The following is a 12379-nucleotide window of genomic DNA, read 5'->3' on the forward strand; positions in this document are numbered from 1 at the left end:
CCCGGAGCGCCTGTGTCTCAACAGCGACGCTCAGTAGCGGTCGCAGCGGGGTGACCGTCGTCAGCGTCCGGCGGCGCGCTCCTGCCGGATCTGCTCGACCACCTGCTGCACCGTCTCCTTGACCGCGTCCAGCTCGGTGAGCAGATGCCAGTAGTCCGGGTGGCGGCCGGTGAGCGAGGCGACCGCGCGGTCCACCCGCTCCACCGCGTTGTCCAGCGGCTGCGCGTGCCGCGGGTCGGGGGTGGAGCGCCCGGCCATCGCGAGCCGCTGTGCGTCGCGGATGGCGAAGCGGGTGCGCTCGACCTCCTTGCTGTGGTCGAAGGAGACCTCGTTGAGCCGCTGCAGCCGCTCTCCCGCGGCCTTCACCGCCTCGTCCGTGGTGTTCAGCAGCGCCCGCACCGTCGACAGCAGCGCTGTGGCGTCCGGCCAGCGCTGCTCCTCGCGCGCCGTGCGCGCCTCCCGCAGCTTCTCGTCGGCCTGCCGCGCCGAGCGCTCTGCCTCCTGGGGAACCTGCTGGAGGTCCTGCCAGCACGCCGCGCTGAAGCGGCGCCGCAGCTCACTGAGGACGGGCTCGACCTGCTTGGCCCTGTTCTGCAGCGCCTCGGTGCGGGTACGCAGTGAGGCGAGGCGCTTGTCGATGTCGGCCGCCTTCTGCGGCAGCCCATCGGCCTGTGCGCGGATCGCCTCCGCCTCCCGCACCACCTGGTCGGCACGGTGGATGGTCTCCTGCACCCCATGGGTGCCCGCGCCCTCGTTGAGCTTGGTCAGCTCGGGCGAGAGCGCCGCCAGTCGCGCCGCGAGATCGTCGGCCTTCAGCCCCTGGGCCCGCACCGCGTCCAGTGCGTTGCTCGCCGCGAGCAGCGCCTGCCGGGCCCGCTCCACGGCGGGTGCGAGACGGGCGAGCTGGTTCTCGGCGCGGGTCAGCATCGGGCCGAGGCTCTGCGCGAACCTGTCCAGCTCACCTTTGACCCGCTCCAGCTCACCGCGCGCCCGCTCCAGCTCGGCGCGGGCACGGGAGGCGGCCTCGGCCTCCAGGTCGTCCCGGTCGAGGTCATGGGCGTCGACGGCGGTGATGTAGTCGTGGCTGACGCTGTCGATGCGCCTGCCCAGCTCGGCGAAGTCACCGGCGGCCTTGCGCCCCGCCGGTGAGCTGTCGACCGCGCTGATCGTCTCTATGGAGATACGCAGCTCACGCTGGGCGGTGTCGAGGTCGTAGAAGGCTGCTGCCGCGGCGTCCTTCGCGGCCTGCGCGTCGGCCCTGAGGTGTTCCGCGCGGCCATTGCCCCAGCCCCAGCGGCGAATGCCACCGCCGTTCATCGCCGTCACGAAACCTCTCCCCGTACGCGCCTGTGGCTCTTCGACCGGTGCTCATTCTCCCACCTGGGCTCAACGAACACACGAGCTGATTCGTTCGCGGCCGCTTCCCCCACCCCACGTTTGCGCTGCCCCGCACCGGGCGAGGTACGCTGTCGTCCCACACATGCCCGGGCGCATAGCTCAGCGGTAGAGCGCCTGCCTTACAAGCAGGATGTCACTGGTTCGATCCCAGTTGTGCCCACCGGATGGTCAAGCTCTGACCAGAGGCGAACAAGGTCCTCGCAGGTTCTCTGCGGGGGCCTTTTGCTGTGCGGGGCCCAGAGTGGGCTTGTGCGGGTGGGCCGTGGGGGCTGTCGTCAGTTGGTATGAAGATTCCCGGCCGCCCGGTGCCTTGTGGGCGAGGGGGACAGGGATGTCCTTCATGAGCGGGATGAGAAGGACGGGGCTGAAGAGCCGGACGAGTCGGACGGGTCTGAAGAGCCGGGAGCGCTGGATGAGAGCGCGGCGGCGGGTGGCGCGGGTGGTGGGGGTGTGGCTGGTGCTGGTGGGACTGGCCGGTGCAGGGGTGGGGGGTGGGAACGCACAGGCGCGGGGGTGGGGGCCCGCCGTGGAGCCGTATCTCTCCCTGGGGTGGGGAGACCCGCCCGATCCGGCGGCTGTGCTGCGGAAGACCGGGGTGGGTGGGTTCACGTTCGCGTTCATGTTGAGCGCGGGGGGATGCGAGCCGCGCTGGGACGGGGAGCGGCCGCTGACCGGCGGGACGGACGAGCGCGCGGTGCGGGCCGTGCGGGCTGCCGGCGGGGAGCCCGTGGTGTCCTTCGGCGGCGGCACGGGGCGCAAGCTGGAGCAGGACTGCCCGGATGCCGCGGCGCTCGCCGGGGCCTACGAGAAGGTGATCAGGGCCTACCGGCTGCGCGCCATCGACGTGGACATCGAGATGCGCGCGTACGACAGCGCCGGGTCCCGCAGGAAGACCGTCGGGGCGCTCAAGCGGGTCAAGGCCGCCCACCCGGGGCTCACCATCCATGTGACGCTGCCCAGCGAACGCGGCGGGCCCGACGCACGGCTGATCGGGGCCGCGGCGCGGGCGGGGCTGGAGCCGGACTCCTGGACCATCATGCCGTTCGCGTTCGGCAGCGGCCCGGCCACCGCCGGGAGCGCCCAGCAGCACGCCCGCCGCGAGGACATGGGCCGTACCACGGTGCGGGCGGCCGAAGGGCTGGCCGCCCGGCTGCGCGAGGCGTACGGGTACAGCAGGACGCGGGCGTACGCGCACAGCGGCATCTCCACCATGAACGGCATCACGGGGCATCAGGAGGTCATCACTGTCGAGGACTTCCGCCTCATCGCGTGGTACGCCCACACCAGGGGGCTGGCCCGGCTCGCCTTCTGGTCCGTCAACCGGGACCGGCCGTGCGGCGAGTTGCCCTATCCGGCCGAGGATCGCTGCTCCGGAGTGCCGCAGCAGCCGTGGGAGTTCACGCGGGCGCTGACGGAACCGTGGCGGTGGGTGTGACCGTACCGTCCTCGATGCCGCTGTCCTCGTCCACGACCGCGCGCATCGCCGGCAGGACAGGAAGCATGGGCAGCAGGGGGAATGTGGTGGGTCCGGGGAGGAGCATCCCCGCCCCTGGTCCGGACCCCACCCCTGCCGCGAAACCTGTCCACGGCCCAGGCTCGGGCCCCGGTCCCGGCCCGGACTCTCTCCACGGCCCAGGTCCCGGTCCCGGAGCCGGTTCCCGGGCTGCTGCCGTGTCCGCTCCCGCGGCGGCGTCGTCCGGCGTCACCGCCTCGCTCGCCGTCGCGTCCGCGTCCGCGCCCGATGCTGCTGCCGCTGCCGCTGCCGGCTCACGCCGTATCAGATACGCCGCGAGTCCACCGGCCAGGAACAGCGCGAGGACGGAGACGGCCGTGCCCAGCCAACTGGCGCCCAGCCACTGGCCGCCGAGGTAGCCAAGGCCCACGCTGTAGACCGCCCAGGCCACCCCGGCCAGCGCCGACCAGGGCACGAAGTCCCGCGCGCTGCGGTGGGTGGCACCCGCGGTCAGGCTGACGACCGAGCGTCCGGCGGGCGCGAACCGGGCGAGGACGACGAGGGCGCCGCCGCCCCGGGAGAGGGCGCTGCCGAGTTGTTCCTGTGCGGAGGTGAGCCGACGGGAGCGGGCCATCGCGCGGTCGAAGCGGTCGCCGCCCCGCCAGGCCAGCCGCCAGGCCACCAGGTCGCCCAGTACGGAGGCGGCCGCCGCGCACAGCACCAGCAGCAGCACCTCGATCAGGTGGCCGTTCCCGGCCGCGCTGCGGGCGGCGGCTGTGGGCAGGTCGGCGGCGTCGGCCGCGGTGGTTCCAGCCGCCGCTGTGGAGGCGGCGATCACCAGTACGCCACTGGGCAGGACGGGCACGAAGACGTCGAGCAGTACGGATGCGGCGATGACGACGTAGATCCACGGGGATCCGGTCACCGACCCCAGGACTTCCGGCACTGCTGTCCCCGTTTCTTCCCCTGTCCGGCTCTCGTCGCCGGCGGTTTACCGCCGTACAGCGTACGCCCGGGTCCCCCGCTCAGGGACGCTGGGTGCTCGTGGCGACACTCCCATCGCGACCCGGGATACGGATATTGCGGAATCGGACCATAGGACAACCGCAATTCAGTGGAGGCCGACACGATGAGGGCAGGTATGCGCACGGAGGGGGTGCGGGGAGTGGCGGCTGTGACGCTCGTGACGGCTCTGCTGGCGGGCAGCGGGTCCGGTACGGCGAGCGGCCTGCCGCGGGACGACGACCGGGAACGCGCCGCCCGCGCGGGCGACATCGGGCTCAGGCACCTCACCGAGGTGCTCAAGAGCCTCAGCGATGCCCATGACGATACCGACGCCCGTGCAGGTGCCGGTGCCGGTGCCGACGCCCGTGCCGGCTCGGCCTCCGGTGCTGCGGACATCGACCGCCTCGCCGCGCTGCGGAACCCAGGTGATCTGCCCGACCACGTCCACCACGCCCAATTCGGGAGCGTGCAGGTGAAGGTGGGTTCCGGGGAGGTCGAGATCGTCAGCGGCGGCCAGCGGCTCTTCCCCTTCGGCCGGGGCGACAGCTCCGACCCGATCGTCCGGCACACCGAGGAGGCCACGGAAGAGGCCACGGGCGAGCACACCGGGGAGGCCACGGACGGGCGCACGGACGGGCGCACCGACGGGGCCACGGACGGGCGCACCGGCGAGCCCGGCGCGGCCTCGGCCGCCGTCGACGGCACCACCGCCGACGAATCCGCCTTCTCCTCCCGGAAGTCGATCCTGGTGCGCTACGACCGGTTCTCACCGGCGAACGCCTTCATCCGTCCCGACGCGGTCACCTACGACCGGAGCAAGGTGCCCGCCGGGGCGGGCATCATGGTGGCGCGCACGGCCACCGACCACAGCACCAGCGTGCGGCTGCAGGTGCGCGGCCTGGTCCCGGACCGCACCTACGGGGCGCATGTCCACACTCAGCCGTGCGGCGCCAAGCCCGACGACTCGGGGCCGCACTACCAGCACCGCAAGGACCCGGAGCAGCCCTCCACCGACCCGCGCTACGCCAACCCGCACAACGAGGTGTGGCTCGACTTCACCACCGACTCGAGGGGCCGCGGCGAGGCCGTCTCGCGGCACCACTGGACCTTCCGCGAGGGGGAGGCGAGGTCCGTCGTGCTGCACGAGAGGGGCACCAGTTCGGAGGCCGGGCACGCGGGCCAGGCCGGTGCGCGGGTGGCCTGCTTCTCGGTACCGCTGAGCGTGGCCTGATCCCCCTTCAGCACCCCGCCCCGGTCCTCGTCTCAGCCCCCGCCCCGGTCCTCGTCTCAGCTCTCCCTCAGCTCTTGTCCCGGCTCGGCGGGGCGGCCGGCTCGGTTCCGCTGAGCCGGCCGCTGAAGACCGGCTCCAACCCGGAGCGCGGCGTCCCGTCCGGCGCCGAGGTCGCGGGGCGGGCCTGCTCCAGCTGGTAGGTGGCGTCGCGGCCGTGCAGCGTCAGCGTCATCAGCATGTTGCCGAACCAGGGGCCGCCGGTCCTGTTCCAGCGCAGGGCCGGTTCCCCGGTGCGGGCGTGCCGCTCCAGCAGTCTGCCGAGCCGGCGCCCCGCCCGGCTCCAGCCGAAGCGGAAGCCCGACCGCATCACGGCCGGGATGTTGTTGTGTATCGGGGAGCAGGTGAGCTGCACCACCCGGGACCGCTGTCCGCCACCGGCGACCTTCAGGTCGTCGAATTCCGGTTCGGCGACGTACGCGTGGTGCACATCGCCGGAGATGACGTTGACCGAGGCGGGCGCGTCCTGGTCGGTGGCCACCCGCTGGATCAGTTCGGTCAGGGCGCGGAAGGAGCGTGGAAAGGCCGACCAGTGCTCCAGATCGGCGCGCTGCCGCAACTTCTCGCTGAAGCTGCTCCAGCGTGTCCCGCGCGCCCCCGAGCACAGGGCCGTGTTCCAGGTCTCCAGTCCGTGCACGGCGGGCGGCAGCAGCCACGGCAGCGAGGTGCCCAGGACGAGGTGGTCGACGGCGCCGGGCCCGCCGTCCAGTACCTGTGCGTGCAGCCAGTCGAACTCCTCGTCGTCGACCATCCGCCGCTCGCTCTCGGGCAGCACACGGGCCGCCCGGGTGTCGATCATCACAAGCCGGGTGCGGCCGAAGTCGCGGCGGTAGCTCCACCGCGCCGCGGCCGGGTCCTGGTCGGCGCGCTCCGCGAACGCGCGCAGCGGCGGCGCCCCGTCGTCCGCGGCCCGTACGGCGGCGAAGACCGGGTCCTCGGCGAGCTCGGCGGGCGAGAGGTTGCCCAGGTGCTGGTAGACCCAGTAGGAGCTCAGTCCACCCAGGATGCGTTCGCGCCACCAGTCGGTGGCCCGTATCCCGCGCTGCCACGCCTCGCTGGTGTTCCAGTCGTCGATCACATCGTGGTCGTCGAAGATCATGCAGCTGGGCACGGTGGACATCAGCCAGCGCACTTCCGGGTCCAGCCAGGACTCGTAGTACAGCTCGGTGTACTCCTCGTAGTCGGCGACCTGGTCCCATGGGGGCCGGGACAGATCGCGGTGGCGGGCGAGCCTGGCGCGGACCGGCTCGGAGGTCTCGTCCGCGTAGACCTGGTCGCCCAGCAGGAGCAGTACGTCCGGGCGCGGGCCGCCGTTCATCGCCCGGTGTGCCAGCGCGTCCAGCGCGTCGGGCCCCATCGGGTCGTGCCGGGCGCCGGCGGGGCGGGCGGCCCAGCGGCAGGACCCGAAGGCTATCCGCAGGGGCGGGGTACGGGCGGGCGGAGCGTCGGGCGGCGGGAGGGTGCGGATGGTGCTGGTCGGGAAGGGCGAGCCGGCCAGTGGCCACACCTGCTCGCCGTCGAGGGTGACCCGGTAGGGCGTCTCGGTGCCCGGCTCCAGGCCGACGACGGTGATCAGCGCGTAGTGGTGCCCGGCGACCTGCCAGGTGCGGGCCGTACCGCCCGCTGTGCTGCCCTCACAGTGGACCTCGGCCTGACAGGGAGCTTCCGTCTCCACCCAGACGGTCGCGGTGTCCTGGTCGACGTAGCGCAGCAGCGGGCCCAGTCGGAGGCCGGTCATGCGGATCTCCCTCGTCCATGTGGCGCCGTACGATGCGGGCCTGGCACCCGCACCGTACGGAACGAGGGAGCGGCCCGGCCAGTTTCCTGACCGGGTGCGGACTCAGGAACTCAGCAGGTGCCCAGGGCCTTCTTCAGGGCCGCCTTCTCCTGGGAGTCCGCCGTCATGTCGTAGGTGTGCTTGACCCAGATCCACATGCGCGCATAGGTGCAGTGGTAGCCGGACTCGGACGGCATCCACTCGGCGGGGTCCTTGTCGCCCTTCTCCTGGTTGACGTTGTCGGTGACGGCGAGCAGCTGGGCGATCTTCAGATTGTTGGCCAGTTCCTTGCGCTTGTCCTGGGTCCAGCCGGAGGCGCCGGAGCGCCAGGACTCGGCGAGCGGGACGACGTGGTCGATGTCCAGGTCGGAGGGCTTGGTCCAGGTCTCACCGTCGTAGGGGCTGGTCCAGCTGCCCTTCGTCGGGTAGCAGTCGCTGCCGGTCTCGACACCCTTGCCGTCCCGTTTGAGGACGGCCTCACGGGTGTTGCAGTTGTCACCCTGGTCGGCCCAGTGGGGGAATTTCTCGCGTGAGTAGCCGTCCATCGAGCCCTCGCCCTTCTCGGTGAGGTCGCCGAGCATGGTGGCGGCCTCCGAGGCGCTCGGCGGCGTGGGGGGCTCGGCTGCGGCGGGGGAGGCGCCCAGTGTGACGGCGACCAGTAGGCCGCCGAGGGCTGCCGCCAGAGCCGCGAACAGCGCCGACCAGCGTCGACGCGCGTAGAGGGTGAGGGTTGTCCGGTGCTTGTGCGCCATGCGAACTCCCGGTGTGTGGGGGGAAGTCGAGCGGTGCTGTCTGGTGGTGCTCGGTGGTGCTGCCGTGGTGGTGCTCGGGTGGTGCGGCTCACAGCCTGACGGTCGTGTGCACGTCACATCAAGAGCCTGCCCGGTAATACGCCTCCGGCTACACGCGATACACCCACCCGACGGATGCCGTACGGGAGTTGGACACCAGAGCGGATTCCACCGCCCCCAGGTGCGCACTGCCCGTCCCACTGCTCGTCCCACTGCCGTCACGTTCGCGCGGACCAGCCGATCGCCCCCGGGGGACGGACATCGCGTACAGTCGTACGCGTCTGAAGGGGAGTAGCTCTTCGCCGGACCGTCGACACACTGGCCCGCCGCGTGCGGGCCCGGCGCCCGGAGCGGGGCACCCGCCACCCGGTGGCGGTGCCGCGCCAGCGAGACCTTCGGCCGCAGTGTCCGCTTCCGTGCCCAGCGCACGGCAGTCCATGACGCTGCCGTGCCGAAGTGCGCTCCCCAGGGCCCGCGCCGGTGCGGCAGCCCGACCACGGAGGAAACCCCGTGCTCAGCCTCACCGTCGCCGCCGTCGTGTTCGGCGTCGTCTTCCTCGCCGAGCTCCCGGACAAGACGGCCCTTGCCGGGCTGATGCTCGGCACCCGCTACCGCGCGTCCTACGTCTTCGCGGGCGTCGCCGCCGCCTTCCTCGTCCACGTCACCCTCGCCGTCGCGGCGGGCAGCGTGCTGACCCTGCTGCCGCACCGGCTGGTGCAGGGCATCGTGGGCGTGCTGTTCCTGCTGGGTGCCGCGATGCTGCTGCTCAAGAAGGACGACGACGAGGAGGAGCAGGCACGCAAGCCGGCCGACCAGTCGTTCTGGAAGGTGGCGGGTAGCGGCTTCATGCTGATCCTGGTCGCCGAGTTCGGCGATCTGACGCAGATCATGACCGCCAACCTCGCGGCGCGCTACGACGATCCCCTCTCGGTGGGGGTGGGCGCCGTGCTCGCACTGTGGGCCGTGGCCGCGCTGGGCATCCTGGGCGGACGCACCCTGATGACGTACGTCCCGCTGCGGCTGATCACCCGTATCGCCGCGCTGCTGATGCTGGCACTGGCCGCGTTCAGCCTGTACGAGGCGCTGGCCTAGGGCCTGCCCGCGCGTCTTCCCCGCTCCCTCGAATGGAGGCGGTCGACGGGCTGCGCTGCACGCCGCGGGGCACCGTGGGCCCATGAGCGGGGAACACGCGGCGGAACCGGCACCCCCTCGCACACGCGGGGTACTGCTGCCGATCGGCGCGCTCCTGCTGGGGCTTCTGCTGGCCGCGCTCGACCAGACGATCGTCGCCACGGCGCTGCCCACCATCGTCAGCGACCTGGGCGGCATGGAGCACCTGTCCTGGGTGGTGACCGCCTACCTGCTGGCCGTCACGGCGGCCACCCCGCTGTGGGGAAAGCTCGGCGACCAGTACGGGCGCAAACGCCTCTTCCAGACCGCCATCGTGATCTTCCTGGTGGGTTCCGCACTGTGCGGGGTGGCGCAGGACATGCCGCAGCTCATCGGGTACCGCGCGGTGCAGGGCCTGGGCGGCGGGGGGCTGATCACGCTGTCCATGGCGATCGTCGGCGACCTGGTGCCGCCCCGGGAGCGCGGCCGCTACCAGGGTCTGTTCGGCGCGGTGTTCGGGACCACCAGTGTGCTCGGCCCGCTACTGGGCGGGTTCTTCACCGAACATCTCGACTGGCGCTGGGTCTTCTACATCAACCTGCCGATCGGCGCGGTCGCCATGGTGGTGATCCTGCTCGCACTGCACATCCCGGTGCGTGCCGAGCCGCACCGGATCGACTATCTGGGCACCTTCCTGATCGCCGCTGTCGCCACCTGCGTCGTACTGGTCACCTCACTGGGCGGCACCTCCTGGCCGTGGAACTCCGCACAGATCTACGGACTGTCCGTACTGGCCGTCATCTCGCTCGGCTGGTTCGTCGCGGTGGAGCGCAGGGCCGCGGAACCGGTGCTGCCGCCGAGCATCTTCGCCGTGCGCAACTTCACCCTCTGCGCGGTGATCAGTTTCGTCGTCGGCTTCGCCATGTTCGGCGCGCTGACCTACCTGCCGACCTTCCTCCAGGTGGTGCACGGAATCACACCCACGCTCTCGGGTGTGCACATGCTGCCGATGGTGCTCGGCCTGCTGCTCTCCTCCACGCTGTCCGGCCAGCTCATCACCCACACCGGACACTGGAAGATCTTCCCTGTGGTGGGTACCGCGGTCACCACAGGGGGGCTGCTCCTGCTGCACGTGATGAGTCCGGACAGCTCGCAGTGGGAGATGGGCGCCTACTTCGCCGTCTTCGGCCTCGGCCTCGGACTGGTGCTGCAGGTGCTGGTACTGGTCGCGCAGAACGCCGTGCGCTACGAGGAGCTGGGCGTGGCCACCTCCGGTGTCACCTTCTTCCGCTCGGTGGGCGCCGCGGTGGGTGTCGCCGTCTTCGGGGCCGTCTTCGCCTCCCGGCTGGGCAGCGAACTCACCGAAGCGCTGCGCGGCCGCTCCCTGCCCGGTGGGGTCACCCCCGAGTCCCTGAAGCGGAACCCGCAGTCCATCGGGCGCCTCTCGCCCGGCGCCCGGCGCGGGGCGCTGGAGGCGTACTCAACCTCCATCACGGACGTCTTCCTCTACGCCGCACCGCTCGCCGGGCTGGCCTTCGTCCTGACCTGGCTGCTGCGCGAACAGCGGCTGCGGCGCAGCGTGCAGGTCCCCGACGAGAGCGAGACGCTGGGCGCCTGTCCCGTCGAACGCAGCCCCGCAGACGAGGTCACCCGGGCACTCTCCAGGCTCAGCACCATCGAGGGGCGGCACGACCTGTACGCGCGGATCGCCCACGGCGCCGGAGTCGATCTGGCCCCGGCCGCCACCTGGATGCTGCTGCGCGTCCACTTCGACGGCCCTGTCGAGCCCGCGCTGCTGGAGGACGCGGGGGTGGTACCGCGCCGGGTGGTCGCCGACGGGGCGCGGGAGCTGGAGGAGCGCGGGCTGGCCACCCGTGCGGGTCTGGAGCTGGTGGCGACACCGCGCGGTGAACAGGCGGCGCGTGCACTCTCCGACGCCCGCCAGGAGCAGCTTGCCGAGCTGCTGGGCGACTGGTGGACACCGGACCGTCCCGCGGACCTGACGGAGCTGGTACGGCAATTGAACGCGGAGGCCGGGCAGGCGGAGCCACCCCGAGCGGTGTGAGGCACGGGTGGCTTCCTCCGGCGCCCCCGGCTCGGCCGTGCGGCTTCCGGAGACCGTCCGGGTGCCGCGGCGCAGTCGTGCACAGTAGGACCATTCCGCCTCTGTCAGGCTTTTCCCGTGCGCTTGACCCTGACCGACCTCGACCGCGTATGGTCCAGCACTGGACAGTTGCCGACGATTCGGGTACGCCCGCCGTGAACCGGACGGTGCGGCTGTGCAAGGGAGGGGACGGGATGACGGGGGACGGGCGATGTCCCGAGTGCGGCGGAAACGAGCAGCCCTGCGCGCACGTTGAGCCGGCGGCCACGGACGGCCGACCTGACGGCCGCGGCGGAGCCCCGTACGAACCGGAGGACCCGCTGCACATCCGCCCCTATGTGCAGCTCCGTGAGAACGGTCCGGTGCACCCCGCCGAGCAGGCGCGGGACGGAGCGACGGACGGCACAGGGGACGCGGCGGCCCCGGACGACGCCCATGTGCCGCTGCCCGATCTGTCGCCGTTCGCGGTCCACGGCACGGACGAGACCGCCGAGCTGCCCGCCGTCACCGGTTCGGGTGACGAACGCGTCGCCGGGACCCGTCGTCGGGCCCCCGGCGCCGCCGAGGGAGCCGCACCCGTCGACCACCGCAGGCCGCGCGAGCGCCGCAGACCCAGCACGGCGGTGTTCGCCGGGGTCGGGGTGGCGGCCGTGCTCGGCGGCGGCCTGCTGACCACTCAGCTCCTCACCGACAACGGCAGCCGCTCCGGGGACGGCCGCGCACTGCGCCATATGCCGACCGGAGCGCCCACGCACACCCCGCCCACCTCTTCCCCGTCCACCGAGGAGAAGCCGGAGCGCGGCGAGCGGCCCCGGCCCACTCCCTCCCGTGCCGGCGGCGCCTCCGCGACGCCGCGCGCCGACCGGGACAGCAGCGAGCACACCGCGAGCCCGTCCCCCTCCCGGGGCGGCAAGAAGCACGCGTCCGGCAGGCCGGGCTCCTCAGGGAAGGGGGAGCGGGGCCACGACGGCCGGCGGCCACGGTGGCCGGGTCATTCCTCGGACGAGACCCTGCGGCCCGGCGACTCGGGCAACGAGGTCGTCGAGCTCCAGCGGCGGCTGAAGCAGGTCGGCTACTACGACCGCAACGCGCCGGAGGACGGCGAGTACACCTCCCAGGTCCAGGAGGCGGTCTTCCGCTACCAGGCGCGCCACCACCTGTGGGACGACACCCCCGGCGAGTACGGCCCTGCGACGCGGCGCCATCTGGAGGCCAGGACGACGGGCTGAGCGGCGTGACGTGCGGGGCTGGCCGGTTTGCCCGACTGCTTTGTATGATGAGGAAACAAATGGCCCCGCCCGTGCCCTTCACCTGACGGGAAGGGCGTCCCTGACCGGCGGGCGGGCCATCTGTTCTCCACCCCTTGCTTGCCGTCCTGCGTTTCCAGCCTTCGCCACGTCCCTTTGCCGCCGGCCTTCCTGTCCCTTTGCCGTCAGCTTTCCCGAGCTGTGCG

The 12379-nt window shown here is 72.1% G+C and carries 9 protein-coding genes and 1 tRNA gene; 6 read left to right on the plus strand and 4 right to left on the minus strand.

Going from position 1 to position 12379, the window contains the following annotated elements:
- Positions 1-60: 60 nt before the first annotated feature.
- A complete protein-coding gene (locus JW592_RS03275; RefSeq protein WP_229375150.1) occupies positions 61-1317 on the minus strand; it encodes a hypothetical protein in 1257 nt (418 codons plus the stop codon).
- Between the two features lie 169 nt (positions 1318-1486).
- On the opposite strand from JW592_RS03275, the gene JW592_RS03280 reads away from it, so the two are divergent.
- A tRNA-Val gene (locus JW592_RS03280) sits at positions 1487-1558 on the plus strand.
- A gap of 252 nt (positions 1559-1810) precedes the next feature.
- Complete coding sequence (locus JW592_RS03285) at positions 1811-2833, plus strand: chitinase (RefSeq protein WP_209263313.1); 1023 nt, start codon at positions 1811-1813, stop codon at positions 2831-2833.
- On the opposite strand, the gene JW592_RS32450 is transcribed toward JW592_RS03285, so the two are convergent.
- Positions 2796-3797, minus strand: a complete 1002-nt coding sequence (locus JW592_RS32450) for a DedA family protein (protein ID WP_307805268.1) — start codon at positions 3795-3797, stop codon at positions 2796-2798. The two genes, JW592_RS03285 and JW592_RS32450, sit on opposite strands and share 38 nt — an antisense overlap.
- A 195-nt stretch (positions 3798-3992) precedes the next feature.
- Here JW592_RS32450 and JW592_RS03295 point away from each other — a divergent pair, with 195 nt between their 5' ends.
- Complete coding sequence (locus JW592_RS03295; RefSeq protein ID WP_209263314.1) at positions 3993-5087, plus strand: superoxide dismutase family protein; 1095 nt, start codon at positions 3993-3995, stop codon at positions 5085-5087.
- A gap of 67 nt (positions 5088-5154) precedes the next feature.
- On the opposite strand, the gene JW592_RS03300 is transcribed toward JW592_RS03295, so the two are convergent.
- Together JW592_RS03300 and JW592_RS03305 are read right to left on the minus strand one after the other, a co-directional pair.
- On the minus strand, positions 5155-6882 hold the full coding sequence (locus JW592_RS03300) for an alkaline phosphatase D family protein (RefSeq protein ID WP_209263315.1): 1728 nt from the start codon (positions 6880-6882) through the stop codon (positions 5155-5157).
- A 110-nt stretch (positions 6883-6992) separates the two neighbouring features.
- Positions 6993-7673: an HNH endonuclease family protein gene (locus JW592_RS03305; RefSeq protein WP_209263316.1), complete on the minus strand. Its 681-nt coding sequence runs from the start codon at positions 7671-7673 to the stop codon at positions 6993-6995.
- A 549-nt stretch (positions 7674-8222) separates the two neighbouring features.
- Between JW592_RS03305 and JW592_RS03310 the strand changes: the two genes are divergently transcribed.
- The 3 genes from JW592_RS03310 (at position 8223) to JW592_RS03320 (ending at position 12155) form a co-directional block, all read left to right on the plus strand.
- Positions 8223-8804: a TMEM165/GDT1 family protein gene (locus JW592_RS03310; protein ID WP_209263317.1), complete on the plus strand. Its 582-nt coding sequence runs from the start codon at positions 8223-8225 to the stop codon at positions 8802-8804.
- Positions 8805-8886: 82 nt separating this feature from the next.
- Positions 8887-10887 carry an MDR family MFS transporter gene (locus JW592_RS03315; RefSeq protein WP_209263318.1) on the plus strand — a complete coding sequence of 667 codons (2001 nt, stop codon included), beginning with the start codon at positions 8887-8889 and terminating at the stop codon, positions 10885-10887.
- Positions 10888-11120: 233 nt separating this feature from the next.
- A complete protein-coding gene (locus JW592_RS03320; RefSeq protein WP_209263319.1) occupies positions 11121-12155 on the plus strand; it encodes a peptidoglycan-binding domain-containing protein in 1035 nt (344 codons plus the stop codon).
- The last annotated feature ends 224 nt before the right edge of the window (positions 12156-12379 follow it).

It is taken from the genome of Streptomyces spirodelae, from assembly GCF_017676385.1.
Lineage (GTDB): Bacteria > Actinomycetota > Actinomycetes > Streptomycetales > Streptomycetaceae > Streptomyces > Streptomyces spirodelae.